We start from the raw sequence: 22,797 nt of genomic DNA, 5'->3' as shown, positions 1-22,797 counted from the left end.
GCATGGCGATGATGACGTCCTTCATGATGCCCTGGGTGGTCTCGCTGCCGCGGATGTGGGGCGAGGAAGTCGCGATCAGCTTCAGATCCTTATAGTTCGTCATTTGTTCACGACCTCCTTCTTCGCCTCGGCGGCGGCTTTCTTGGCCTCAGCGGCGGCCTTGGCCCTGGCCTGGGCGTCCTTGACCAGCTGCTTGCCGGTCTTGAACATGTGGGTCAGGTGCAGCCGGGCCGGGCAGCCATAGGCGCAGGCGCCGCACTCCATGCAGTCCATGATGTGGGCCTCCTCCAGCTCGGCCACCAGGCCCTTGGAGGCGTACTGATACAGGAACAGCGGCTCCAGGTGCATGGGGCAGGCGGCGACGCACTTGCCGCAGCGGATGCACTGGGGATGCTCGACGGTCTGCTCCTCCTTCTCGCAGAAGGCCAGCATGCAGCCGGTGCCCTTGGCCACGGGGATGTCGGCGGTGTACTGGGCCATGCCCATCATGGGGCCGCCGGCGATGAGCTTGTATGTACCGTCCTTCAGCCCGCCGCAGAAGTCGAACAGCAGGGACACGGGGGTGCCGATGGGGCACTCGACGTTCTTGGGCTCCACCACACCGGAGCCGGAGACGGTGACCACCTTCTTCACCACGGGCATCCCCGTGGTGATGGCCCGGTAGATGGCGCAGGTGGTGTTGATGTTGAACACGGCGCAGCCGATGTTGCTGGGCAGGCCGCCGGGAGGCACCTGCTTGCCGGTGATGGCCTGGCAGAGCTGTTTCTCACCGCCCTGGGGGTAGCGGCAGCGCAGGCCCTCCACCACCACGGGGGCGTGCTTCTCGGCGATGGTCTTGTTCAGCTGGTCGATGCCGTTCTGCTTGTTGACCTCCACGCCGATGACGACCTTCTCCACGCCGAACATCTTGGCGAGGTAGGTGGCGCCGCCGACGATCTCCTCGGACCGCTCCAGCATGGCCCGGTGGTCGCCGGTGATGTACGGCTCGCACTCGGCGCCGTTGATGATCACGGTGTCGACCTTGCCGATGCCGCCGGAGATCTTCACGTGGGTGGGGAAGGTCGCGCCGCCCATGCCGACGATGCCGGCGTTTTTCACGATCTCCACCATCTCGTCGACGCTGAGGGCGTCCGGGTCCGCGGGGGCCTTCACTTCCTCGCTGACCTCGTCCTGCATGTCATTGTCGATGATGACGGACAGGATGTTCCCGCCCATGGAATAGGGCCGGGGCTCCACCGCCTTGACGGTGCCGGAGACGCTGGCGTGGATGGGGGCGCCGAGACCGCGGAACTCGCCGATCTTCTGGCCCACCTTCACATGGTCGCCGGCCTTGACAAGGGGGGTGCATGGCGCGCCGAAGTGCTGGGACATGGGGATGACCACCTGAGCTGGGGCAGGCAACTGCTCGATGGCCTTTTCATTGGTCGCGGCTTTCATATCGTGGGGATGAACGCCGCCAAAGAACGCTTGTGCCATTTTTTCACCTCATTTTTACTCTTGACAGCGGCCTGGACGCGGAGGTCAGACCGCCCGCCGAACGGCGGGCAGGCGTGCCTGGCCAGACTATCACATACTGCTTGACATTGTACACCCTTCTTCGAAAAATGTCCAGTCTATGAACGCCGATTTTTCTGGAAACCTCCCCTTTTTTACGGAGGCCCCCTGCTTTCGCCCTCCCCGCGCGGAGGGGATCCCCCCTCCGGGAGGCGGCGGACCGCCCCGTCCTCCCCCTCCGGCCCCTCAGGGGGCCAGGACCAGCTCCAGCAGCCGCCGGGCCGGGTCTATGACGGGGAGGGCCGTCTTTTTTCGCAGGGCCCCGAGGAGATAGGGGAAATGGGTGCAGCCCAGGACCACCGCCTCCGCGCCGTTCTCCTCGAAGAAGCGGAGCAGCTCCCCCGCGCCGCAGTCCGCCAGCAGCTCCTCCGGCTCCCGGCCCGCCTCGATGCCCAGCACCAGCCGCAGGTCCCCCGCGCCGATGACCACGGTGTCCGGGGAGGCGTTCACCATGGCCCGCTCCACTCCGGCGGCCCCCTGGCAGTTGGCGGCCAGGACCCCCAGGCAGCGGTGCCGCCGGGCCACCTCGCCGTAAACGTCCATGGGCGTCCAGATCCGCAGGCCCCTGGCATCCGCCAGGGCATGGGCGTCCACGCTGGCGCTGAGGGAATTGCAGTACAGCAGCACCCGCTCCAGGCCCCGGGCCCCGACGGCGTCCAGGACGGCCCCGACGGCCTCCTCCTTCTCCCGCCGGGGGCTCACCTGGAAGACGGTCTGCTCCTCCGGCGTCCGGGAGATGGGGAAGCCGATCGCTCCCGCGCCCCGCTCCAGCAGCAGCTCCACGCCCATCCGGGTGTCCACCGGCGTCCCGGCGATGACGGCGATCTCCATGCGCGCTCCCTCCTTCCCCGCACATCCTACCACAGCCACGCCCGCAGTGCAAGCGGCCCGGACCTTTTTGTCCTACCCGCCCCGCCTCGTCCATATAGTGTTAGGACAGGGGGTGTTGTTCATCTGATGAAAAAAGGCAGTCCTATGTTTTACGGCGCTCTGCTGCTCACCGGGGCCAACCTGGCCCTGCGCCTGGCGGCCATGAGCTTCCAGGTCTACCTCTCCGCCCGGATCGGGGCCGCCGGGGTGGGCCTTTTGCAGCTGATCTTGTCCGTCAAGCTGCTGGCCTCCACCCTGGGCTCCGCCGGGGTGCGGACCTGCGCCCTCTACCTCTCGGCCGAGGCCCTGGGGCGGCGGCGGAGCGTCCGCCCCGCCCTGACCGGGTGCATCCGGTACGGCCTCCTCTTCTCCCTCCCGGCGGCGGCGGGGCTGTGGATCCTCACGCCCCGGATCGCGTCGGGCTGGATCGGCGACGCCGCCGGGGAGGCGGCCCTCCGGGCCTTCGCCCTCTCCCTGCCCGTCGGGTGCCTCAACGGGATCATGACCGGCCTGTTCACCGCCGCCGGGCGGCTGCGGTGCCTGGTGGCGGTGGAGTTCCTGGAGCAGGGGGCCGCCATGGCCGTCACCTTCTCCCTCCTCTCCCGCTGGGCGGGGGCGGACGCGGGGCGGGCCTGTTTGTCCGTGGCCCTGGGGGCTTCCGCCGCCTCGGCGCTGTCCCTCTCGGTGCTGTGGGCCCTCCGGCGGGAGGGCCCGGCCCCGGGCCGCGGGGACCGCCCGCCCTGGCGGCGGGTGGCCGCCATGGCCCTGCCGGTAGGGCTGGCGGACGACCTCCGGGCGGGGCTGAACACGGTGGAGAACCTCATCATCCCCCGCCGCCTGGCCCTCTTCGCCGGGACCGCCGACGCCATGGCGGACTACGGCGTCCTCCACGGCATGGTCTTCCCCGTGCTGATGTTCCCCGCCGCCATCCTGGCCTCCCTGGCGGACCTGCTGGTGGCGGAGTTCTCCCGCCGGGCCCACGCCCCGGGGCGGGTCCGCATCCGCTACCTGGCCCGGCAGGGGCTCCGGGTCTCCCTGCTGTTCGGCATCTGCGCCGGAGGGGCGCTCTTCGTCTCCGCCCGGCCCCTGGCGGACCTGCTCTACCGGAACGAGGCCGCCGGGGCCTGCCTCCGGCTCTACGCCCCCCTGGTCCCCATCCTCTATCTGGACGGCGTGGTGGACGCCATGTGCAAGGGCCTGGGCCAGCAGAGCGCCAACGCCCGGTACAACCTGATCACGAACCTGCTGGACGTGGCGCTGCTCTGGGCGCTGCTGCCCAGGTGGGGCATGGGGGGCTATTACCTCAGCTTCACCGCCACGCACCTTTTGAACTTCGCCCTGAGCCTGCGCCGCCTGGAGCGGTCCGCGGGGCTCCGCCTCTCCCCCGTCCCGGCGGCGAAGGCCCTCCTCTGCGGCGCCCTGGCGGTCCTGCCGGTCATGGCCCTCCGGCCCCAGGGGGGGCTGGCCGGGGCGCTGGTCCCGGCGGGATGCTACCTGCCGGCCCTGGGGGCGCTGTGGCTGGCGGCCCGGGTGGTGGGCCGGGAGGACGTGCGATGGCTCCGGGGCCTTTTCGGGGGCCGGCGTCCGCCTGACGATTGAATTTTGCCGGGATCCCTGGTATAATGGCGGGGATAGGACCCCCGTTTTCAGAAAGGAGCTCCCGCCATGACCTTCCGCAAACCCTGGGCCTCCCCCCTCTTCCCCGTCTCCCGGCGGGACTTCCTGGTCACCGCCGCCATCCTCCTCTGCGCGCTGATCCTCTGCTTCATCCTCCGCCAGGCGGGGAGCATCGGCGGCTTCGCCTCCCCGGTCTTCGTCCTGGCGGTGCTGCTGATCTCCCGGCTCACCAGCGGCTACCTCTACGGCCTGGCGGCCGTGGTGCTGGGCGTGGTCTGCGTCAACTTCATCTTCACGTACCCCTACTGGGCCTTCAACCTGGACAATCCCGGCTATCCCGTCACCTTCTTCACCCTGCTGATGATCTCCCTCATCACCTGCACCCTCACCGCCCAGGCCAAGCGCCAGGCGCAGCTCCTGGCGGAGAGCGAGCGGGAGAAGATGCGGGCCGACCTCCTCCGCTCCGTCTCCCACGACATCCGGACCCCCCTGACCTCCATCGTGGGCTCCACCTCCGCCGTGCTGGAGAACCCCGGCCTCTCGCCCCGGGAGCAGCGGGAGCTGCTGGAGAACGCCCGGGAGGAGGCCCAGTGGCTGATCCGGGTGGTGGAGAACCTCCTCTCCATCACCCGCATGGGCGGCAGCCAGGTCTCCATCGCCAAGGAGCCGGAGCCCGCCGAGGAGATCCTGGGCGCCGCGGCCCAGAAGTTCCGCCGCCGCTTCCCCCAGGTGAGCGTCGCCGTCTCCGTGCCCGACGAGCTGGTGATGGTCCCCATGGACCCCATCCTCATCGGGCAGGTGCTGGCCAACCTTTTGGAGAACGCCGCCATCCACGGCGGCGCCGGCAGTGTCGCCCTGGTCCTGGAGGCGGAGGAGGGCTGGGCCCGCTTCACCGTCCGGGACGACGGCCGGGGCATCCCCAAGGACGAGCTGGACGGCCTCTTCGACGGCCGCCTCCGCTCCAGCCGTCCCCCGGACGGGGACGGGAAGCGGAACATGGGCCTGGGCCTGTCCGTCTGCCGGGCCATCGTCCTGGCCCACGGCGGGACCATCGAGGCCCGGGACCTTCCACAGGGGGCGGAGCTCTCCTTCCGCCTCCCCACCGCCGATCTGGCTATGGAGGTATCGACATGAACATCCGGGAAAAGATCTTGATCGTGGAGGATGAGAAGAGCATCGCCCAGTTCATCGCCGCCGTGCTGGCCGGTCAGGGCTATGAGACCATCCAGGCCCGCACCGGGACGGAGGGCCTGTCCATGATCTCCTCCCACTGCCCCGACCTGGTGATCTTGGACCTGGGCCTGCCCGACATGGACGGGCTGGACATCCTCCGCCAGCTGCGGAGCTGGTCCAGCCTGCCGGTGGTGGTGGTCTCCGCCCGCTCCCACGAACGGGACAAGGTGTCGGCCCTGGACCAGGGGGCCGACGACTACCTCACCAAGCCCTTCGGCACCGGGGAGCTGCTGGCCCGGGTCCGCACGGCCATCCGCCACACCCGCACCGCCAGCGGCAGCGAGGAGATCGCCCGGGAGGGCACCTACTCCGTGGGGGAGCTGGTCATCGACTACGACAAGCATCAGGTGCGGGTCCGGGGGGAGAACGTGAAGCTGACCCTCAGCGAGTTCCGCATCGTGGCCCTGCTGGGCAAGCACGCCGGGAAGGTGCTGACCTACGACGCCATCATCCGGGAGCTCTGGGGCCCCCGGGCCGGGGGAGGGAACCAGATCCTCCGGGTGAACATGGCCAACATCCGCCGCAAGATCGAGCGCAACCCTGCCGAGCCGGAATACCTCTTCACCGAGGTCGGCGTGGGCTACCGGCTGGCGGAGGGGGAGTGAACCTCCCCCAGATCCCAAAATTTACAGATCCTTCCAAAAGCCGCCAACCCCTTGCCGCCCGCGGCATTGGCGTTTCCCTATCTCCCCGCTTCCCAAAAATTTTCCAGGGATGTCGCAAAAAACACTTGCATCCCCCATATCTTGTGTGTTATGCTTGGCCTACTGCCAAAGTATTGTGGCGGCTGCGGGCGCGGCCGCTGCTGCGGGTACGATCACTGTTAGGGGGATACGAATGAAAGTCATCAAAAGGAACGGCACCGAGGTCTCGTTCGACATCACGAAGATCTTATCGGCCATCACCCGTGCCAACGAGAGCATCGACGAGGAAAAACGCATGACCTCCACCCAGGTCCGCCGGATCGCCGAGTCCGTGGAGCTGGCGTGTCAGGAGCTGGGCCGTTCCCCCTCCGTGGAAGAGATCCAGGACCTGGTGGAATACCAGATCATGGCCCACGGCGCCTTCGAGGTGGCGAAGAACTACGTCACCTACCGCTATACCCGCTCCCTGGTCCGCCGGAGCAACACCACCGACGAGCGCATCCTCAGCCTCATCGAGTGCTGCAACGAGGAGGCCAAGCAGGAGAACTCCAACAAGAACCCCGTGGTGAACTCCACCCAGCGGGACTATATGGCCGGCGAGGTCTCCCGGGACCTCAGCGAGCGGCTGCTGCTGCCCAAGGAGATCGTGGAGGCCCACCAGGAGGGCATCATCCATTTCCACGACTCCGACTACTTCGCCCAGCACATGCACAACTGCGACCTGGTGAACCTGGAGGACATGCTCCAAAACGGCACCGTCATCACCGGGACCCTCATCGAGCGGCCCCACAGCTTCGCCACCGCCTGCAACATCGCCACGCAGATCGTGGCCCAGGTGGCCTCCAACCAGTACGGCGGCCAGTCCATCTCCCTGGCCCACCTGGCCCCCTTCGTGGACGTGAGCCGGAAGAAGCTGCGCTCCGTCGTGGAGAAGGAGATGCGGGACATCGGCCTGGCTCTGGACGAGGAGAGCCTGTCCAAGCTGGTGGAGGCCCGCCTGCGGGAGGAGGTCCGCGGCGGCGTGCAGACCATCCAGTACCAGGTGCTGACCCTGCTGACCACCAACGGGCAGGCCCCCTTCGTGACGGTCTTCATGTACCTGGGGGAGGCCAAGGACGAGCAGGAGCGCAGGGACCTGGCCCTGATCATCGAGGAGACCCTGGAACAGCGGTGCGAGGGCGTGAAGAACGAGGACGGCGTGTGGATCACCCCCGCCTTCCCCAAGCTGATCTACGTGCTGGAGGAGGACAACATCCACGAGGACGCCCCCTACTGGTACCTGACGAAGCTGGCGGCCAAGTGCACCGCCAAGCGGATGGTCCCCGACTACATCTCCGAGAAGAAGATGCTGGAGCTGAAGGTCGACAAGAACGGCGAGGGCCACTGCTACACCTGCATGGGCTGCCGCAGCTTCCTGACGCCCTACGTGGACCCGGAGACCGGCAAGCCCAAGTACTACGGCCGGTTCAACCAGGGCGTGGTGACGATCAACCTCCCCGACGTGGCCCTGAGCTCCGGCGGGAACATCGAGAAGTTCTGGCAGATCTTCGACGAGCGGCTGGAGCTGTGCCACCGGGCGCTGATGTGCCGCCACGAGCGGCTGCTGGGCACCCCCTCTGACGTGGCCCCCATCCTGTGGCAGTACGGCGCCTGCGCCCGCCTGAAGAAGGGCGAGCCCATCGACAAGCTGCTCTACGGCGGCTATTCCACCATCTCCCTGGGCTACGCCGGGCTTTACGAATGCGTGAAGTACATGACCGGCAAGAGCCACACGGACCCCTCCGCCACGCCCTTCGCCCTGGAGATCATGGAGACCATGAACGCCGCCTGCCGGAAGTGGAAGGCGGAGCATGACATCGATTTCAGCCTTTACGGCACCCCCCTGGAGTCCACCACCTATAAGTTCGCCAAGTGCCTCCAGCGCCGCTTCGGCATCATCGAGGGCATCAACGACAAGGGCTATATCACCAACAGCTACCATGTCCACGTGACGGAGGAGATCAACGCCTTCGACAAGCTGAAGTTCGAGGCCCAGTTCCAGCACCTCTCCCCCGGCGGCGCCATCAGCTATGTGGAGGTGCCGGACATGCAGGACAACCTGGAGGCGGTGCTCCAGGTGATGCGGTTCATCTACGACAACATCATCTACGCCGAGCTGAACACCAAGAGCGATTACTGCCAGGTGTGCGGCTGGGACGGCGAGATCCAGATCGTGGAGGAGAACGGCAAGCTGGTCTGGAAGTGCCCCAAGTGCGGCAACACGGACCAGGATAAGATGAACGTGGCCCGCCGGACCTGCGGGTACATCGGGACCCAGTTTTGGAACCAGGGCCGGACCCAGGAGATCCGGGACCGGGTGCTCCATCTGTAAGGCGTATGAACTACGGCGAGATCAAGGACTGCGACATCGCCAACGGCGAGGGCGTGCGGGTCAGCCTGTTCGTCTCCGGCTGCACGAACCACTGCGAGCACTGCTTCCAGCCCCAGACCTGGGATTTCGGATACGGCCGGCCCTTCACCCAGGAGACGCAGGCGCATATCCTCGCCCTCCTGGCCCCCAGCTATATCAACGGGCTGACGCTGCTGGGCGGCGAGCCCTTCGAACCGGAGAACCAGCGGGCGCTGCTCCCCTTCGTCCGGCAGGTGAAGGCGGCTTATCCGGACAAGACCATCTGGGCGTTCAGCGGCTTCACCTATGAGGAATTGCTGCAGCCGGGGGGCTACGCCCACTGCGAGGTCACGGAGGAGCTGCTGTCCCTGCTGGACGTGCTGGTGGACGGGCGCTTCGTGGAGGCGCTGAAGGACATCTCCCTCCGGTTCCGGGGCAGCTCCAACCAGCGTCTGCTGGACCTGGCCGCCACCCGGAGGACCGGCACGCTCACGCTCCTGCCGGACCGGCGCTGACGGGACGCGCCCTCAGGCGGGACGGCCATGAGACCGCCCGGGACGGGCGGTCATCTCAGCGCCCCAGGCGCAAGGAGGTCTTTCAAGATGGTAACGATGGCACAGCGCCTGGAGGCGCTGCGTGTGGAGCGGGGCCTCAGCCGCCCCGCCCTGTCCGCCGCTTTGGGCTTCCCCAAGACGGCGATGGAGAAATTCGAGACCGGGCGGCAGACGCCCACGCAGGACCAGCAGCGGAAGCTGGCGGAGCACTTCGGGGTCTCCCTGCCCTATCTCCGGGGCGAGAGCGACGACCCCGCCGACGCGGACAGCTGGCTGAACGGCGGCGCCGTGCCGGAGGACGGCCCTGTCCAGGCCCCGCCGTCCCGTCCGGCCCAGCCAAAGCCCCGCCCGGCGGCGGTGCAGGAGGACGGCGCCGTCTTCGGCGCGCTGCTGAAAAGCCCCTCCTTCCAGGCGCTGGTCCGCTCCGCCGCGCTGGAGGCCCTCCGCTCTCCCGAGGGCCGGGAGATCCTGGCGAAGGCCATCCGCCGGGAACTGGGACGGGGATGAGCGGGAGAGCGGACCTGCGCCGCGGCGCATGAGCGGCGCGGATCCCTTTTTGGAGCGGGCGCCGATCCTTCAAGAAAAAATTACCGCCAAAAAAGCGGCATATTCCCCCCTTTTCGAGTCAAACTATGCTCGCGATACCCAGTGGACCCAAAAACGCATGATTTGATGAAAAGGAGAGATTCATTATGTCTAGCAAGAACACCAACAAGCTCAACGTCCCCGAGGCCCGCAGCGCCATGGATAAGTTCAAGATGGAGGCCGCTTCCGAGGTCGGCGTCAACCTGAAGGAAGGCTACAACGGCGACCTGACCAGCCGCGAGGCCGGTTCCGTCGGCGGCCAGATGGTCAAGAAGATGATCGAGTCCTACGAGAAGTCCCTGTAACTCCCCGTCGGGACGGCAAGGAGAGAGGCGGCCTGCGGCCGCCTCTCTCCTCCTGTGTCTCGTCCCCCGGTCCCTCACCGCAGCAAGATCGGCTGCAGCTGCTCGCCCCGGAGGGCGGCGTCCACCGTCTCCGGCAGCCTGCTGAAATCCGCCACCAGCGAACTGGGCTTTTGGACCGCGTTGTCCTGCCCGAAGGGCACGAAATAGTAGTTCCGCCGGACCAGCAGCTCGCCGATGTTCTTCGCGCCCGCCGCCAGGCCGTCGTTGCTGGACACCGCCAGCACCACCGGACGGCCGTTGCGCAGATGGGATTTGGCCGCCATCGTCACCGACGTATCGGCGATGCCGGCGGCCAGCTTGGCGATGGTGTTGCCCGTGGCCGGCGCGATCACCAGCACATCCAGCAGCCCCTTCGGCCCGATGGGCTCCACCGACGGGATGTCCAGACGGACATCGTTCCCCGTCAGGTCCTCCAGCCGCTCCAGCAAGTCCTCCGACGTGCCGAAGCGGGTATCCGTGAAGGCGGAGATCTCCGAGACGATGGGGATCACCGTCTCGTAGATCTCCGTCAGCGCCTCCAGCGCCTTGAGCACCTTCTCATGGGTGCAGAAGGAGCCGCAGACCGCGAAGCCGACCCGTTCCTTTCGCATACAGGTCACCTCATCCTTCCAATAAGATGTAATAGACCGCGTCCCGGATCGCCGCCGCCGCAGAGCGGGGCGTCAGCCGCCCCGGCAGGGACCGGGCCCAAAGCACCGGCCGGCCCTCCGGCCCCGCCTCGATTCCCCGGACGGAAGCCAGGTCCATCAAAAGGCAGTCCTCCGGCAGCTGGGCCAAAAGCGGCCCGTCCAGGACGGGAGAGGGGACCGTGTTGAATACCGCGCCAAAAGCATCCAGCTCCCCATCCAGCGCCCCGGTCTCCAAGGCCCGGTAGCCGTAAGCCCGGATCCAGGCCAGGTCCCCCGGCTTCCGGGCGGTGGCCGTCACCCTGGCCCCCAGGCCGTGCAGGCGGCAGCTCAGCAGCTTCCCGATGCGGCCGAAGCCGATCACCAGGCACTCCATGCCGAGCAGCGTCCGGTCCAGATGCTCCATGGCCGTCTGGACCGCGCCCTCCGCTGTGGCGGCGGCGTTGGCGACCGCCAGCTCTTCCCGGAGGAAATAATCCTCCACCGTCAGGCCCAGGGCCTCCGCCTCCTCCCGCTGCTGGGGCCGCACCTGGCCCGCCAGGATGCGCTGTCCCGGCCGGAGGCGGCGGAAGAGGTCCGCCGTGGGCACCGCGCCCTCCTCACAGTTCAGGACGCCGTCGCCCCTGCAAAGCGGCAGGGGCAGGATCACCACGTCGGCGGAGGCGGCACGGTCCAGCGTGTCCGCCCCTGCGGGCTTCCAGCGGTCCAGGCCGTAAGTACGCACGCTATGGCCGTCCGAGGCCAAATACCGGCTGAGCTCCGCCTGACGGCGGTCCCCGCCGATGACACCAAACGTCTTATCCATCGCAACACTCCCCCTCGCTCCATGGTATGGCCGGAGGCGGGGATGGGTGATTGTCTTTTCCGGGCGGGCGTGGTATGATAGAGGCGATCACGATCTCCGAAAGGATGCTGCAGACCATGCGATACGAATACCTGCTCTTCGACGCCGACGATACGCTGTTCGATTTCCCCAAAGCCTCCGGCCAAGCCTTCCGCCGGATGTGCCGGCTCCACGAGATCCCCTACACGCCGGAACGGTACCAGCTGTACCACGAGATCAACCTGGAGCTCTGGGCCGCCTTCGACCGGGGGGAGGTGACCAAGGAGTTCGTCACCCTGGAGCGCTACGTCCGCTTTTTGAAGGCCCTGGGCCTGGAACGGGACCCGGAGGCATGCGATCGGGATTATCTGGCCGCCCTGGGGGAGGGGGTCTACCCCCTGCCCTATGCCGAGGAGGTCTGCCGGGAGCTGAAGGCCCGGGGGCATCGGATGTACATCATCACCAACGCCGTGGCCTCCGTCCAGCGCAGCCGCCTCCGGGGCAGCGCGTTCGCGGAGCTGTTCGAGGCCGCCTTCATCTCCGAGGAGGCCGGGGCCGCCAAGCCCAGCAAAGCCTACTTCGACTACGTGCGCCGCCGGCTCCCGGGGATGAGGGATGAGGACGCCCTGGTGATCGGGGACTCCCTGGCCACGGACATCCAGGGGGCCAATCACGCGGGGCTCCCCTGCTGCTGGGTCAACCCGGCGGGGAAGCCCCGGCGGGAGGGCCTGCGGATCGACTACGAGATCCGCGACCTGCGGCAGCTGCTGGAGATCGTATGAGCGCCACGGAGGCCGCGCAGGCGGTCCTCCCGGTCCGCCGTATTTTTACAGGCTGAGGGAGCCGGGGTCGTCCCCGGCTCCCTCAGCCTGTCCCCTGCCGGTCCCGGCCGGGGCGCCGCCCTCCCCGGACGGCCTCCAGCAGGGCCTCCCGCTCGTTGGGCAGCTCGCCGTCCACCACGCGGCTCAAAAGCGACTCCAGCGCTCTCCCCACCGCCGGACCGGAGAGGCCCAGGGCCAGCAGGTCCCCGCCCCGGACCGCCAGCTGCTTCAGGGAGAAACAGGCGTCCTCCGCCAGCAGGGCGTCCAAGATCGCCTCCGCCTTGTCCAGCTCCTCCTGCCGGCCCCGGTACGCCGCGGCCTGTCCAAGGTTGTCCGCCCGCTTCACCAAGATCAGCCGGCGCAGATCCTCCTCCCCCAGGATGCGGAGGGCCCGGCGGATGGCCTTCTCCGTCCGGGGGATGTCCCTGTCGTGCCATTCCACCAGCCGCACGATGGTCTCCCGCAGGTCCGTCCCGCACCGCAGCCGCCGGAGCATCCGGTCCGCCAGCTCTCGACTGACGGCGGGGTGCCCGTAGAAGTGGCCCACGCCCGCGCCGTCCACGGTGAAGCAGGCGGGCTTCCCCACGTCGTGGAGCAGCATCGTACAGCGCAGCACCGGCTCTCCCGGCGCCGCGTCCAGGGCGTGGAGGGTGTGCTCCCAGACGTCGTAGCAGTGGTGCCGGTTCCGCTGGTCGAAGCCCACCATGGCCAGCAGCTCCGGCCAGAAGACGCCGAAAACGTCCGGGAACGCCCGCAGGACCGCCGCCGCCCGGGGGCCCGGCAGCAGCTTGAAAAGCTCCGCCCGGATCCGCTCCGCGGCGATGTCCCGCAGAAGCTCCCGCTCCTGGTGGATGGCCTCCGCCGTCGCGGGCTCGATCTCCAGCTCCAGCGCCGCCGCGAATCGGAGCCCCCGGAGGATGCGCAGGGCGTCCTCCCGGAAGCGCCGGCCCGGCTCCCCCACGCAGCGGAGCCTCCGCCGCTCCAGGTCCGCCCGGCCCCCGAAGGGGTCCCGGAGCTCTCCCCGGAGGTCCATGGCCATGGCGTTGACGGTGAAGTCCCGGCGGGCCAGGTCCTCCTCCAGGGAGCGGGTGAAGGTCACCGTGTCCGGACGGCGGTGGTCGCGGTACTCCCCGTCGATGCGGTAGGTCGTCACCTCCACCGGGCCGCCCGGCGTCCGGACCGTGAGCGTGCCGTGCTTCAGGCCCGTGGGCTCGGCGCGGGAGGCGAAGACCGCCGCCGTCTCCTCCGGCAGGGCGCTGGTGGTCACGTCCCAGTCCTCCGGGCCCCGTCCCGGCAGGCGGCCCCCGGCCCAAAGGCTGTCCCGGACGCACCCGCCCACGCACCACGCCTCGTGGCCCGCCGCCTCCAGGGCCCGCAGGACCGCCTGCACATTCCCCGGGATCTCCATGGATCTGCCCCCTTTCGCCGTTGCATTCCTCCGGCTTTTATATTATAATAGGATGCCCATAAAGGATACGATCCTTTTGCACTGACGTTTTATGGAAAGGAAGCCGATCTCCATGATGCATCCTAAAAAGCCCATCAGCGACTTCTTCGTCCCCGGTACACGGGCCCACCTCGTGGGCATCGGGGGCGTCTCCATGTGCCCCCTGGCGGAGGTCCTCCGGGACAAGGGCCTGGTCATCCAAGGCTCCGACGTGTCCGAGAGCGCCGCGGTGGCGCACCTCCGTTCCCTGAAGATCCCCGTGGCCATCGGCCACAACGCCGACAACCTGGGGGACTGCGACCTGGTCATCCGCACCGCCGCCGTCCACGACGGCAACCCGGAGATCGCCGGGGCCATCGCCCGGGGCATCCCCGTCTACGAGCGGGCCCAGGCATGGGGGGCCATCATGCGGCACTACCCCAACGCGCTCTGCATCTCCGGGACCCACGGGAAGACGACCACGACCTCCATGTGCACCCACATCTTCATGGCGGCGCAGGCCGATCCCACCGTCATGATCGGCGGGAAACTGCCCCTGCTCGGTTCCGGCTACCGCGTGGGCCAGGGGGACACCATCATCCTGGAGTCCTGCGAATACTGCAACAGCTTCCTCAGCTTCTTCCCCACCGTGGCGGTGGTGCTGAACGTGGAGGCGGATCACCTGGACTTCTTCAAGGACCTCCGGGACATCCAGCATTCCTTCCGCAGCTTCGCCGAGCTGGTCCCCCCCGCGGGGCACGTCATCGTCAACGCCGACAACGACGGCGCCATGGAGGCCATGGCGGGCCTGGAGCGCCCGGTGCTGACCTTCGGCCTGGACCGCCCCGCCGACGTCACCGCCGCAGACCTGCGCGAGGAGGAGGGGCGGCCCGTGTTCGACATCCTCGTCAGGGGCGAGGCTTACGCCCATGCGGCCCTCCAGGTCTACGGGCGGCACAACGTCCTCAACGCCCTGGCGGCGGCTTCCGCGGCCTATGTGCTGGGCATCCCCGGCGAGGCGGTGGCAGAGGGCCTGGCGGGCTTCACCGGCGCGGGGCGGCGGTTCGAGCACAAGGGGACCTTCCACGGGGCGGAGATCTACGACGACTACGCCCACCATCCCGACGAGCTCCACGCCCTGCTCACCACCGCCAGGGGGCTGGGCTTCCGGCGCCTGATCGTCGCCTTCCAGCCCCACACCTACTCCCGCACCGCCAAGCTCTTCGACCGCTTCGCGGAGGAGCTGAGGCTGGCGGACGTGGTGGTCCTGGCGGAGATCTACGCCGCCCGGGAACAGAACACCTTGGGCATCTCCTCGGCGGACCTTTGCAAAGAGGTGCCCGGCTCCGTCTACTGCTCCACCCTGGACAAGACGGCGGAGGCCATCCGGCGGCTGGCCCTGCCGGGGGATCTGATCTTGACCGTCGGCGCGGGGGACATCTACCGGGCCGGCGAGAAGCTGCTCTCCACGAAGGGGGAGTGAGCGAAGGGGCCCGCCCCCAGGGCCCGGGCCCCATCACGCCGAAATGGCGGCATCGAAGGAGCTATGGCCTATGGAGATCTCACCTTTGTATCACGGCACCCGGCCCGCGGGGGAGCTCCTCCCCCAGGAGGAGGCCGCGTTCGCCCTGCTGGAGGAGCTGGGCATGGACTACGACCGGGTATCCAGCGAGCCCGCCGACACCATGGAGAAATGCGCCGCTGTCAGCGAGGTCCTGGGCGTGCCCATCTGCAAGAACCTCTTCCTCTGCAACCGGCAGAAGAGCCAGTTCTACCTGCTCTGCATGGGGCCGGACAAGCCCTTCCACACCAAGGACCTCTCCCACCAGATCGGTTCCGCCCGGCTGTCCTTCGCGCCGGAGGAGTCCTTGTGGGAGCTGCTCCGCTGCACCCCCGGCTCCGCCACGATCCTGGGGCTGATGAACGACCGGGAGCACCGGGTCCGCCTGCTGATGGAGCGGGAGGTCTTCGAGGCGGAGCACCTGAGCTGCCACCCCTGCATCTGCACCAGCACCCTGAAGCTGAAGACGGCGGACGTGCTGCAAAGGCTCCTGCCCTATACGGGGCATGAGGCGACGGTGGTGGAGCTGTAGCCGGATAAGGAGGAAGATCCCGGAGGCCGCAGGCTCTCCGGGATCTTCCCATCGTATGTCCGGCGCGGCAGGCTCAGCCGTTGGACAGGGCGCACAGCTCCGCCAGCATCTTGGGCAGCTCCCGCTCCATATCCTCGCTGCTGAATTGGCAGGTGCCCACCTGCTTGTGGCCTCCGCCGTTGTACTTGAGCATCAGGCTGCCCACGTCCAGCGTGGCGGTGCGGTTCAGGATGCTGTAGCCCACCGCCGCCGAGCAGCCCTGGCCCTCCCGGCCGCTGACGACCCAGGCGGAGATGTTCTGCTCCGGGTACAGGCTGTAGATCATGAAGCGGTTTCCGGTGTAGATCGGGCTCACGCCCCGCAGGTCCGTGATGATGACGTTGCCCTCCAGACGGGTATGGGCCTTGACCATCTCCTTGAACTTCTCGGTCTGCTCCCAGTAGACCTCGATCCGCTCCTTCATGTCGGGCAGGTCCAAGATCTCCTGGGTGCTCATCACCCGGCACGCCTCCAGCAGCTTCTCCATCAGCTGGTAGTTGGAGATGGAGAACTGGCGCCAGCGGCCCAGGCCGGTCCGGGGGTCCATCAAAAAGCCGATCAGGATCCAGCCGGTGGGGGCCAGCACCTCTTCGATGGTCAGATCGCCGGAATCCACCTTGTCCACCGCTTCCATGATCTCGCCGAACTGGGGGAAACGCTCCGCGCCGCCGTAATAGTCGTAGACGATCCGGGCGCAGGAGGGCGCCATGCGGCTCTCGCCCTTGTACTTGCCCGCCAGCTCCAGGCGCTCATGCTCGCTGGAGTGGTGGTCGAACCAGAGGCCGCAGCCCTCCACATAGGGGACGTTGGCCAGGCAGTCGTCCCCGTCGATCTCCACCAGGCCGTCCTGCAGGTCCTTGGGGTGGGCGAACTTCCAATGGTCGATGACGCCCGCCTCCAACAAAAGGGCTCCGCACACCAGGCCGTCGAAATCGGAACGCGTTACCAGTCTCATATCATTTTCCTCCTTGCTGTATTCCAGAGTCCTCGATCCAGCCCCCATTATAAACCAAACCCTTGGACAATGCAACAGGGTGCGAGTTTATACTTGCAAGTGAACACCCGGCCAGCCGCAGGATTTCCATAAAATACCAAAAGAGAGTATTCGGCAACCTGGACCTTGCAGGAATATCCGTCGGCATCTTAGTTGGAGGTTTTTCGGCTGGTCCCGGGTGAAATACAAGACCCAAAAGGGCAAAAGGAGAAAAAACTATGAAGATCCATGTCATCGGCAAGCTCCACCTCCAGGGCACCAGCAAGAAGACCGGGAACCCCTATGACTTCATCCAGGTCCACTACCTCGGCAAAGCCCCCGGCGTGGAGGGCCAGGCCGCCCTGACGCTCAACCTCGACCCGAAGGATCATCCCTTCGAGGACATCAAGATCCCCGGCGATTACATCGCCGACTTCGACGGCAAGGGCTTCATCGTGGACTTCTACCAGGCCCCCGCCCCGGCCCCCGGTAAGTAAGGCCATGGGGTTCGAACGTTTCAAGCCCGTCCGGGATCATGCTTGCCGCTGGCTCGACCAGATGAGCACCTATCTGGAGGACGCGAGGAGCTCCGGAGATATGCGCAAAGCATACGTAGCCTGCGCCCAGCTGGCTGGCGGTCTGGCCTTCGCCTCCAGCCTGTATCTGGTCTCGCCGCTGACTCTCAAATATTGGGAGGGCTATATCACCGCCCGAAGCCTCGAACTGGAGCCTTTGGCGCTCATCCCGGATGGTGAGACCTCATGAAGGGAGGCCGTTCCCACCTGGAGACCGACTACCCTTGTTCTGCCTACGGGCCCGGCACGTGCCACACCTGCCGGACCCGTCACTGGTGTATGCTCTACCGCACAGACCCTCCGCCTGTCCTCCCTGATAAGCGGAGGCCCCGCCGGGCGCAAGCCCGGCGGGGCGCAGGGGGCTAGTATTACCCCCCTGCAACTTCTGTAACATGTAACATTTTCTCAAATCCCCTGCGCCGCAAGGTCTCCACTCCTCTCACGGCCTGTAACACCCCCGAAATTTTTGTAACAAGGCGGTATCCTCATGGACGAAAAAGATACAGCCTCACGCAAATGGCAGTTGACCTTCAACAACCCCGCCGAACATGGCTGGACCCACGACAAGATCCGTGAAGTCCTCCGTACCTTCAAGACCATGGCCTACTGGTGCATGGCCGACGAGATAGGGGTCGAGGAGAAGACCCCGCATACGCATCTCTTCATCAACCTCGCTCCCTCCAACTGCCGCTTCTCCACCCTCAAGAACAAGTTCCCCGGCGCTCACATCGAAAAAGTCCTGGGCACCAGCCAGGACAACCGGGACTACATCCGCAAGGACGGCAAATGGAAGGATACGGAAAAAGGCACCACCTCCGTGGAAGGCACCTTCGAAGAGTTCGGCGAGTGCCCCATAGAGCGCCAGGGCAAAAGCAAAGACACGGACCGTATCCTGGAGCTCCTGAAAGACGGAGCGAACAACCTGGAGGTCATCGAGGAGGTCCCCGGAGCGATGAAGTTCATCGACAAGGTGGAACGGACCCGCTCCACCCTCCGGGACGCTCAGTTCGCCAACTCCTGGCGGGACCTCACCGTGACTTACATCTTCGGCAAGACGGGCTCCGGCAAGACCCGCTCCGTCATGGACCGCTACGGTTACGCCAACTGCTACCGTGTCACGGACTACCGGCACCCCTTCGACACCTATGACGGCCAGGACGTGCTCATCTTCGAGGAGTTTCGGGGCGGTCTAAAGCACGGCGACATGCTGAACTACCTGGACGGCTATCCGCTCCTGCTCCCCTGCCGCTACTTCAACCGTCAGGCGTGCTATACCAAGGTCTTCATCATCACCAACATCTCTCCGGACGCTCAATACATGAACGTGGACCTTGCCAGCCGTGAGGCGTTCTACCGCCGCATCCACAAGGTCATAGAGTTCCAGGATAACGGCAAGTTCATAGAGTATGTCAGTGTACAAGCCTACATAGACCGCCACAAATGGGCGGATGATCTCGATGATACCAGCATCAAAGAAATGGACCAATTGACCCTATGACCTCCGCCCCGACATCCAGGAGCGGGCGGAGGTCCCGCAAGACCCCTCTTTTTGAAAGTGTACTTACAAAGCGCAAACTCTCCGGTAGGTTTTTGGGAATTTTATCTCCGTACTAACCGCATGACGAAAACGGCGATGTGTCCGCCGACGATAAGCAATAGCATCATCCCGACGGGATTGGATGCTAAAGCCTGGATGTTTTCAAGCATGGAGAAGCCTCCTTTCTTTGGTAATCAGTCAATCGGCAAATTGGCTGTGTGTGGGATTGGACTACTTACACAATACCAAAATCAGGCTTTTTCGTCAAATGAACAAATCGTAAACCCGCCAGCGCCAGTAAGTGCACTTTCAAAAGGAGGGTATCCCCTCAAGACCCGTACATACAAAGGAGGCCGACATGGTGCCTTGGTTACATATCGAAAGCCTGACCTATGACGGCATCGGCGATTTCATCACCAGCGCCGTCGAGGCGTCGGAAGGTGCTCCCTTGTTCTTCCTGGGCAGAGCCGCCGCCTACATCGACATCGCCGCCGCCCTGGGCCGTGTCACCCGTCTGGAGGCCATGGAGCTCCGTACAATCGTCGCCATGTATGCTGGCATGTATGATACGAAGCCCTGCAAATAAGGCCCCCGCCTAAACCCCCATAAAGCCCCGCTGAGCCGTATCAGCTTCGGCCTATCCCGGTATACTCCCTTCCCGCTGGACATGCCTGTTTTTTCCCACGGAAAAAAGGAAGGAGGTCCCCATGCCCTGGCTCCTGAAATCCATTCTTTTCGGCAACCTCATCCTGGGCCTCGCCTTTGCCCTGTGTCTGTTCCAGGATTGGCTCTTCTGCTCCTTGAAAATGCACTTTCAAAAGAAAAAGGACCGCTAAGCGGCCCTTGAAAGGAAGTTCCCTATGTATTACTTTGAGCGTCGTATTTTCTGGAGGTATCGGAAGATTTGCTGTCGTCTCTGCGGTCATTTGGTTTTAGTGGTTCCGGAGGATAAATACTGCCCTTTTTGTCATCGCAAAAATTTTAGATAACCGCCCCTAGCGGTCCTCCTCCGGGTCATAGCTCTTGCGGTGTCTCTCCTCCGCCCTGGCCTTCTCCTCGTAAATCGTTCTGGTCGTGAACTTTATCAGATGCTTGATGGCAAAGAAGATTGCAATCGGAATTCCGATTATGATAAGTAGCCAGACTATTGCCATTATTAGCATAAGTATTTTCATGATAAGTTCGCTATTATCCATATTGTATTCCTCCAGGTGGTGATTTTTTGAAGACCTGTAAAAATATTATATCAGGATTTATGGCAATTGCAATTATTATTTCTTTATGTGTGCCAGCTTCTGCTATTGACCCAAGCGTAGTTGTTGAAGGTATGGCAGTAGCTCCCGATTTTGGTTCTTGGCTTGCGTCTGGAATAAAAAGTGGAGCGTATTTTCTTGGTTCTTTCCTTTCGGATGATATTTGTCCCGGTGGTGCTGAGAATCCGGGATTTAACGCTCGTCATGATTTCGTCCCTCAGCATACATCAGTCAATGGCAAAACTGGCATGTTTTACGTTTGTAAAAATTGCCAAAAATCCGCCGGAGAAGTCCTAGAGCCCGCCTACGACGACTACGTGGAGACCCTCCCGGCACAAGGCTATACATCCACTGGCGGCTTCCTCTGGCAACCGACCTGGGCGGATGTTCTTGGACTTTTTCCTGGTAATTTAAAGGCCCCTAACTATCTTGAATCGTATACGTTCGACCCTTCTGGCACTACTCTTTCGTTTGCTTATCGTCCTGTTTTTTCCCTGGTTCTTTTTCAGTTTATATAAATCCGTTCCCTTATTATGGTGCGTATCGTGTTTATGTACCGTTTCAGGTTAACTATCGATACCAGGGAAATAGAGGCACGATCACATCAAAGCAACTTCTTTCACCCGTTTCTTCTGATACAAAGCGTTTAACGCCTAGTAGCACTTATCAGATTTCTATATCTACAACAAACCAGTACCAAGATTGGGCATCTGAAACATATACGTCTTTTAACTTCGTCCTTCCTATCTTTGAGGTTATCCCTGATACCGTCATAGACAAAGATATTACCTACAACACGACCACCCGTCCGACTAGCATCAGCGGCGGCAACTACGGCATCGTAGGGGACAACGGCCAGATAGTGAAGGTGGAAGATAACTCGACCATCGTCAACGAGACGAACAATACATACTACAACCCCGCGACCGGCACGACCGCCCCCATCACGAACTGGTCCTACGACTACTCAGACCGCTCCTATAAGCTGGAGCTGGACGGAGGCAAGACCTCCACCGTCACCTACGGCGACGAAAACATCACCATCACGGAGACCACCATCAACGAGTCCGGGGACACCATCACCAACAATTACACCATCTACTACCTCATCGACGGCTCCGGCTCCGAGCTCCCTCCCTCCGCCTGTGAGCACGCCTGGGCCGAGACCAGCACCACCCCCGCCACCTGCACCCTCCCCGGCTCCAAGGTCCTGACCTGTTCCAAGTGTCAGCAGACCCAAAAGACCTCCCTCCCCGCCCTGGGCCATGACTGGCAGGTCAAACAGACCGTGACGACCGAGTACGACGATACGGGCCAGCTCATCCAGGAAGGCTATACCATCTATGAGTGTTCCCGCTGTCAGGAGCAGTATAAAGCCGTCTCCGGGACGAGCCCTCCCGCAGGCCCCTCGGACCCGGACGCATCCGGTGAGGGCGTGTTCTCCGGTATCTTCGGCCTCCTCCTAGACTTCCTGTCCTTCTTCTGGAAGACGTTCAAGGATTTCACGAGCTCCGGCGTGAAGGCGTTCCTGGACGCATTGAAGGACGGGACGAGCGATATCTTCGGCCTCTTGAATCCCTTCGATTGGAGTGCATGATATGGGCTTTTTCGAACATCTCTGGTCCACCGTGACCATCCCCTGGGAGGTCGCCAAGGTCTTCGAGGCCATGCGTGATATCTTCGACGCTTTCCCCCTGGCCCTCAAATTCACCCTCATCGGCTGCTTCTCCCTGGCGTGCCTCTTCGCGATCCTCCGTATGCTCACCTGAAAGGAGGTCCCGCCCCATGCTCCAAGGCTTGGTCTCCCTGCTGTACAGCTGGCTCCCCTCCGGCCTGTTCCTCCCCATCGCCGCCGTCATCGGCGTGGCGTTCCTCATCATCGCGGTCAAGATCCTGACCATCATCTTCGACTTCCTCTTCAAATTCATCGACATCTTCATTTGAAGGTGCACGTTCAAAAAAGGAGGGACAAGCCATGTTCAAGAGTCCCGTTGCCCTGGTCGCAAAGGAGTTCTTCCATAACGTTTGGGATATGTTCCTTTCCGTGGAGGTCCCCGGCCTGGGCGTGTCCTTCGCCGCCTTCGCCATCGCCCTGTTCCTCATCCGCTTCTCCCTGGGCCTCCTGGGCTACCTCACAGGCTCCCGCATGGGCGGCGGAGACTACGGCAGAGCGGCCACCACGGCGGAGAAGTACAAAAACGACCGACAAAAGGCTCTGGACGGTAAGCCCTCTAAATTCGATTGGTAGGTGATGCGATATGAAAAAACTCCGTCCCTTTCTGGCCTTGCTCCTGGCGTGCTGGCTCCTGGTCCTCCCCGCTCTGGCTGACGGCGAAGTTGGTGGAGATACAGGCGAGTCCCCGTCCGTTTCTGACGATGCTGGAGATCGCGGCCCGTCCTCTTCGGAGGAAGCCCCGTCCGAAGACCCTCCCGCTCCCGAGGGTCCCGGCCCGGCGGAGGAGGACCCTTCGGGCCCTGGCCCGGACGATACGCCGGATACTTCGGACCCCGAGCCCGTGGACCCCGAGCCCGTAGACCCTGAGCCCGTAGACCCCGAGCCTGTGGACCCTGAGCCCGTGGACCCCGAGCCTGTAGACCCCGAGCCTGTGGACCCTGAGCCTGTGGACCCCGAGCCCGTAGACCCTGAGCCCGTAGACCCTGAGCCCGTAGACCCCGAGCCTGTGGACCCTGAGCCCGTGGACCCCGAGCCTGTAGACCCCGAGCCTGTGGACCCTGAGCCTGTGGACCCCGAGCCCGTAGACCCTGAGCCCGTAGACCCTGAGCCCGTAGACCCCGAGCCTGTGGACCCTGAGCCCGTGG

28 protein-coding genes are annotated in these 22,797 nt (G+C 64.5%); 20 read left to right on the top strand and 8 right to left on the bottom strand.

Annotation, left to right across the window (positions count from 1 at the left end; translation table 11 throughout):
- Nucleotides 1-99: 99 nt before the first annotated feature.
- Both rsxC and QZ332_RS09750 read right to left on the bottom strand, forming a co-directional pair.
- Nucleotides 100-1,476, bottom strand: a complete 1,377-nt coding sequence (gene rsxC, locus QZ332_RS09755) for an electron transport complex subunit RsxC (RefSeq protein WP_295764790.1) — start codon at nucleotides 1,474-1,476, stop codon at nucleotides 100-102.
- A gap of 264 nt (nucleotides 1,477-1,740) precedes the next feature.
- Nucleotides 1,741-2,385, bottom strand: a complete 645-nt coding sequence (locus QZ332_RS09750) for an aspartate/glutamate racemase family protein (protein ID WP_295764787.1) — start codon at nucleotides 2,383-2,385, stop codon at nucleotides 1,741-1,743.
- Between the two features lie 144 nt (nucleotides 2,386-2,529).
- Between QZ332_RS09750 and QZ332_RS09745 the strand changes: the two genes are divergently transcribed.
- From QZ332_RS09745 to QZ332_RS09715, 7 genes are all read left to right on the top strand, one after another.
- The gene (locus tag QZ332_RS09745; RefSeq protein WP_295764785.1) at nucleotides 2,530-4,023 is read left to right on the top strand and encodes a polysaccharide biosynthesis C-terminal domain-containing protein; all 1,494 of its coding nucleotides are present in this window, start codon (nucleotides 2,530-2,532) and stop codon (nucleotides 4,021-4,023) included.
- 66 nt (nucleotides 4,024-4,089) lie between these two features.
- Complete coding sequence (locus QZ332_RS09740) at nucleotides 4,090-5,175, top strand: DUF4118 domain-containing protein (RefSeq protein ID WP_295764783.1); 1,086 nt, start codon at nucleotides 4,090-4,092, stop codon at nucleotides 5,173-5,175.
- Complete coding sequence (locus QZ332_RS09735; protein WP_295764781.1) at nucleotides 5,172-5,879, top strand: response regulator; 708 nt, start codon at nucleotides 5,172-5,174, stop codon at nucleotides 5,877-5,879. Before QZ332_RS09740 ends, QZ332_RS09735 begins: the two co-directional genes overlap by 4 nt.
- Nucleotides 5,880-6,111: 232 nt before the next feature.
- On the top strand, nucleotides 6,112-8,289 hold the full coding sequence (gene nrdD / locus QZ332_RS09730) for an anaerobic ribonucleoside-triphosphate reductase (RefSeq protein WP_295764779.1): 2,178 nt from the start codon (nucleotides 6,112-6,114) through the stop codon (nucleotides 8,287-8,289).
- A gap of 5 nt (nucleotides 8,290-8,294) precedes the next feature.
- Nucleotides 8,295-8,822: an anaerobic ribonucleoside-triphosphate reductase activating protein gene (gene nrdG / locus QZ332_RS09725; RefSeq protein WP_295764777.1), complete on the top strand. Its 528-nt coding sequence runs from the start codon at nucleotides 8,295-8,297 to the stop codon at nucleotides 8,820-8,822.
- An 87-nt stretch (nucleotides 8,823-8,909) separates the two neighbouring features.
- Nucleotides 8,910-9,368, top strand: coding sequence for a helix-turn-helix domain-containing protein (locus QZ332_RS09720; protein ID WP_295764775.1), 459 nt, complete (start codon nucleotides 8,910-8,912; stop codon nucleotides 9,366-9,368).
- Between the two features lie 185 nt (nucleotides 9,369-9,553).
- Nucleotides 9,554-9,751 carry an alpha/beta-type small acid-soluble spore protein gene (locus QZ332_RS09715; protein WP_293279259.1) on the top strand — a complete coding sequence of 66 codons (198 nt, stop codon included), beginning with the start codon at nucleotides 9,554-9,556 and terminating at the stop codon, nucleotides 9,749-9,751.
- 74 nt (nucleotides 9,752-9,825) lie between these two features.
- Here the strand turns inward: QZ332_RS09715 and QZ332_RS09710 are convergent, their stop codons facing one another.
- Together QZ332_RS09710 and QZ332_RS09705 are read right to left on the bottom strand one after the other, a co-directional pair.
- The gene (locus tag QZ332_RS09710) at nucleotides 9,826-10,401 is read right to left on the bottom strand and encodes a dipicolinate synthase subunit B (RefSeq protein ID WP_295764773.1); all 576 of its coding nucleotides are present in this window, start codon (nucleotides 10,399-10,401) and stop codon (nucleotides 9,826-9,828) included.
- Between the two features lie 10 nt (nucleotides 10,402-10,411).
- The gene (locus tag QZ332_RS09705; RefSeq protein WP_295764771.1) at nucleotides 10,412-11,242 is read right to left on the bottom strand and encodes a dipicolinate synthase subunit DpsA; all 831 of its coding nucleotides are present in this window, start codon (nucleotides 11,240-11,242) and stop codon (nucleotides 10,412-10,414) included.
- Between the two features lie 74 nt (nucleotides 11,243-11,316).
- Between QZ332_RS09705 and QZ332_RS09700 the strand changes: the two genes are divergently transcribed.
- The gene (locus QZ332_RS09700) at nucleotides 11,317-12,042 is read left to right on the top strand and encodes a YjjG family noncanonical pyrimidine nucleotidase (RefSeq protein ID WP_295764769.1); all 726 of its coding nucleotides are present in this window, start codon (nucleotides 11,317-11,319) and stop codon (nucleotides 12,040-12,042) included.
- An 82-nt stretch (nucleotides 12,043-12,124) separates the two neighbouring features.
- Here the strand turns inward: QZ332_RS09700 and QZ332_RS09695 are convergent, their stop codons facing one another.
- Complete coding sequence (locus QZ332_RS09695; RefSeq protein WP_295764767.1) at nucleotides 12,125-13,489, bottom strand: CCA tRNA nucleotidyltransferase; 1,365 nt, start codon at nucleotides 13,487-13,489, stop codon at nucleotides 12,125-12,127.
- Nucleotides 13,490-13,580: 91 nt separating this feature from the next.
- On the opposite strand from QZ332_RS09695, the gene murC reads away from it, so the two are divergent.
- Nucleotides 13,581-14,990: a UDP-N-acetylmuramate--L-alanine ligase gene (murC, locus tag QZ332_RS09690; RefSeq protein WP_367116659.1), complete on the top strand. Its 1,410-nt coding sequence runs from the start codon at nucleotides 13,581-13,583 to the stop codon at nucleotides 14,988-14,990.
- 70 nt (nucleotides 14,991-15,060) lie between these two features.
- The gene (locus tag QZ332_RS09685; protein WP_295764765.1) at nucleotides 15,061-15,600 is read left to right on the top strand and encodes a prolyl-tRNA synthetase associated domain-containing protein; all 540 of its coding nucleotides are present in this window, start codon (nucleotides 15,061-15,063) and stop codon (nucleotides 15,598-15,600) included.
- Between the two features lie 73 nt (nucleotides 15,601-15,673).
- On the opposite strand, the gene QZ332_RS09680 is transcribed toward QZ332_RS09685, so the two are convergent.
- On the bottom strand, nucleotides 15,674-16,594 hold the full coding sequence (locus tag QZ332_RS09680; protein ID WP_295764763.1) for an exopolyphosphatase: 921 nt from the start codon (nucleotides 16,592-16,594) through the stop codon (nucleotides 15,674-15,676).
- A 257-nt stretch (nucleotides 16,595-16,851) separates the two neighbouring features.
- Here QZ332_RS09680 and QZ332_RS09675 point away from each other — a divergent pair, with 257 nt between their 5' ends.
- The 4 genes from QZ332_RS09675 (at nucleotide 16,852) to QZ332_RS09660 (ending at nucleotide 19,310) form a co-directional block, all read left to right on the top strand.
- Nucleotides 16,852-17,109: a hypothetical protein gene (locus QZ332_RS09675; protein WP_295764761.1), complete on the top strand. Its 258-nt coding sequence runs from the start codon at nucleotides 16,852-16,854 to the stop codon at nucleotides 17,107-17,109.
- A 4-nt stretch (nucleotides 17,110-17,113) separates the two neighbouring features.
- Nucleotides 17,114-17,377 carry a hypothetical protein gene (locus QZ332_RS09670; RefSeq protein WP_295764759.1) on the top strand — a complete coding sequence of 88 codons (264 nt, stop codon included), beginning with the start codon at nucleotides 17,114-17,116 and terminating at the stop codon, nucleotides 17,375-17,377.
- Nucleotides 17,378-17,710: 333 nt separating this feature from the next.
- The gene (locus tag QZ332_RS09665; protein WP_295764757.1) at nucleotides 17,711-18,685 is read left to right on the top strand and encodes a replication protein; all 975 of its coding nucleotides are present in this window, start codon (nucleotides 17,711-17,713) and stop codon (nucleotides 18,683-18,685) included.
- A 397-nt stretch (nucleotides 18,686-19,082) separates the two neighbouring features.
- Entirely contained in the window at nucleotides 19,083-19,310 is a 228-nt protein-coding gene (locus tag QZ332_RS09660; RefSeq protein WP_295764755.1) for a hypothetical protein, read from the top strand.
- Between the two features lie 40 nt (nucleotides 19,311-19,350).
- Here QZ332_RS09660 and QZ332_RS09655 read toward each other — a convergent pair whose 3' ends face one another.
- Both QZ332_RS09655 and QZ332_RS09650 read right to left on the bottom strand, forming a co-directional pair.
- The gene (locus QZ332_RS09655) at nucleotides 19,351-19,650 is read right to left on the bottom strand and encodes a hypothetical protein (protein ID WP_295764753.1); all 300 of its coding nucleotides are present in this window, start codon (nucleotides 19,648-19,650) and stop codon (nucleotides 19,351-19,353) included.
- A gap of 69 nt (nucleotides 19,651-19,719) precedes the next feature.
- Complete coding sequence (locus QZ332_RS09650; RefSeq protein ID WP_295764751.1) at nucleotides 19,720-19,920, bottom strand: hypothetical protein; 201 nt, start codon at nucleotides 19,918-19,920, stop codon at nucleotides 19,720-19,722.
- A gap of 26 nt (nucleotides 19,921-19,946) precedes the next feature.
- Between QZ332_RS09650 and QZ332_RS09645 the strand changes: the two genes are divergently transcribed.
- The 6 genes from QZ332_RS09645 to QZ332_RS09620 all read left to right on the top strand — a co-directional run.
- Nucleotides 19,947-20,495 (top strand): hypothetical protein, encoded by a 549-nt coding sequence (locus QZ332_RS09645; RefSeq protein ID WP_295764749.1) that lies wholly within the window; start codon nucleotides 19,947-19,949, stop codon nucleotides 20,493-20,495.
- 350 nt (nucleotides 20,496-20,845) lie between these two features.
- Nucleotides 20,846-21,574, top strand: a complete 729-nt coding sequence (locus tag QZ332_RS09640; RefSeq protein WP_295764747.1) for a hypothetical protein — start codon at nucleotides 20,846-20,848, stop codon at nucleotides 21,572-21,574.
- Nucleotide 21,575: 1 nt separating this feature from the next.
- The gene (locus QZ332_RS09635; RefSeq protein ID WP_295764746.1) at nucleotides 21,576-21,746 is read left to right on the top strand and encodes a hypothetical protein; all 171 of its coding nucleotides are present in this window, start codon (nucleotides 21,576-21,578) and stop codon (nucleotides 21,744-21,746) included.
- A 16-nt stretch (nucleotides 21,747-21,762) separates the two neighbouring features.
- Nucleotides 21,763-21,921 carry a hypothetical protein gene (locus QZ332_RS09630; RefSeq protein WP_295764744.1) on the top strand — a complete coding sequence of 53 codons (159 nt, stop codon included), beginning with the start codon at nucleotides 21,763-21,765 and terminating at the stop codon, nucleotides 21,919-21,921.
- Nucleotides 21,922-21,952: 31 nt separating this feature from the next.
- Nucleotides 21,953-22,225: a hypothetical protein gene (locus QZ332_RS09625; protein WP_295764742.1), complete on the top strand. Its 273-nt coding sequence runs from the start codon at nucleotides 21,953-21,955 to the stop codon at nucleotides 22,223-22,225.
- 313 nt (nucleotides 22,226-22,538) lie between these two features.
- Nucleotides 22,539-22,797, top strand: a 259-nt coding sequence (locus tag QZ332_RS09620) for a hypothetical protein (RefSeq protein WP_295764740.1), incomplete at its 3' end; no start/stop codon positions are given.

Source organism: uncultured Oscillibacter sp. (genome assembly GCF_910584465.1).
Lineage (GTDB): Bacteria > Bacillota > Clostridia > Oscillospirales > Oscillospiraceae > Oscillibacter.
Note: the sequence above shows the minus strand (reverse complement) of the source record. Positions and strands in the feature narration are given on the sequence as shown.

What these genes read in the sequence shown, in the direction of transcription:
- QZ332_RS09670 (WP_295764759.1), top strand. Translation starts at nt 17,114, where the DNA reads ATGGGGTTCGAACGTTTCAAGCCCGTCCGGGATCATGCTTGCCGCTGG.
- QZ332_RS09740 (WP_295764783.1), top strand. Translation starts at nt 4,090, where the DNA reads ATGACCTTCCGCAAACCCTGGGCCTCCCCCCTCTTCCCCGTCTCCCGG.
- QZ332_RS09750 (WP_295764787.1), bottom strand. Translation starts at nt 2,385, where the DNA reads ATGGAGATCGCCGTCATCGCCGGGACGCCGGTGGACACCCGGATGGGC.
- QZ332_RS09685 (WP_295764765.1), top strand. Translation starts at nt 15,061, where the DNA reads ATGGAGATCTCACCTTTGTATCACGGCACCCGGCCCGCGGGGGAGCTC.
- QZ332_RS09680 (WP_295764763.1), bottom strand. Translation starts at nt 16,594, where the DNA reads ATGAGACTGGTAACGCGTTCCGATTTCGACGGCCTGGTGTGCGGAGCC.
- QZ332_RS09660 (WP_295764755.1), top strand. Translation starts at nt 19,083, where the DNA reads ATGGTGCCTTGGTTACATATCGAAAGCCTGACCTATGACGGCATCGGC.
- QZ332_RS09745 (WP_295764785.1), top strand. Translation starts at nt 2,530, where the DNA reads ATGTTTTACGGCGCTCTGCTGCTCACCGGGGCCAACCTGGCCCTGCGC.
- QZ332_RS09705 (WP_295764771.1), bottom strand. Translation starts at nt 11,242, where the DNA reads ATGGATAAGACGTTTGGTGTCATCGGCGGGGACCGCCGTCAGGCGGAG.
- QZ332_RS09635 (WP_295764746.1), top strand. Translation starts at nt 21,576, where the DNA reads ATGGGCTTTTTCGAACATCTCTGGTCCACCGTGACCATCCCCTGGGAG.
- QZ332_RS09655 (WP_295764753.1), bottom strand. Translation starts at nt 19,650, where the DNA reads ATGACCGCAGAGACGACAGCAAATCTTCCGATACCTCCAGAAAATACG.
- QZ332_RS09695 (WP_295764767.1), bottom strand. Translation starts at nt 13,489, where the DNA reads ATGGAGATCCCGGGGAATGTGCAGGCGGTCCTGCGGGCCCTGGAGGCG.
- nrdG (WP_295764777.1), top strand. Translation starts at nt 8,295, where the DNA reads ATGAACTACGGCGAGATCAAGGACTGCGACATCGCCAACGGCGAGGGC.
- QZ332_RS09715 (WP_293279259.1), top strand. Translation starts at nt 9,554, where the DNA reads ATGTCTAGCAAGAACACCAACAAGCTCAACGTCCCCGAGGCCCGCAGC.
- QZ332_RS09675 (WP_295764761.1), top strand. Translation starts at nt 16,852, where the DNA reads ATGAAGATCCATGTCATCGGCAAGCTCCACCTCCAGGGCACCAGCAAG.
- QZ332_RS09720 (WP_295764775.1), top strand. Translation starts at nt 8,910, where the DNA reads ATGGTAACGATGGCACAGCGCCTGGAGGCGCTGCGTGTGGAGCGGGGC.
- QZ332_RS09630 (WP_295764744.1), top strand. Translation starts at nt 21,763, where the DNA reads ATGCTCCAAGGCTTGGTCTCCCTGCTGTACAGCTGGCTCCCCTCCGGC.
- murC (WP_367116659.1), top strand. Translation starts at nt 13,581, where the DNA reads ATGGAAAGGAAGCCGATCTCCATGATGCATCCTAAAAAGCCCATCAGC.
- QZ332_RS09735 (WP_295764781.1), top strand. Translation starts at nt 5,172, where the DNA reads ATGAACATCCGGGAAAAGATCTTGATCGTGGAGGATGAGAAGAGCATC.
- QZ332_RS09625 (WP_295764742.1), top strand. Translation starts at nt 21,953, where the DNA reads ATGTTCAAGAGTCCCGTTGCCCTGGTCGCAAAGGAGTTCTTCCATAAC.
- QZ332_RS09700 (WP_295764769.1), top strand. Translation starts at nt 11,317, where the DNA reads ATGATAGAGGCGATCACGATCTCCGAAAGGATGCTGCAGACCATGCGA.
- rsxC (WP_295764790.1), bottom strand. Translation starts at nt 1,476, where the DNA reads ATGGCACAAGCGTTCTTTGGCGGCGTTCATCCCCACGATATGAAAGCC.
- QZ332_RS09710 (WP_295764773.1), bottom strand. Translation starts at nt 10,401, where the DNA reads ATGCGAAAGGAACGGGTCGGCTTCGCGGTCTGCGGCTCCTTCTGCACC.
- nrdD (WP_295764779.1), top strand. Translation starts at nt 6,112, where the DNA reads ATGAAAGTCATCAAAAGGAACGGCACCGAGGTCTCGTTCGACATCACG.
- QZ332_RS09650 (WP_295764751.1), bottom strand. Translation starts at nt 19,920, where the DNA reads ATGGATAATAGCGAACTTATCATGAAAATACTTATGCTAATAATGGCA.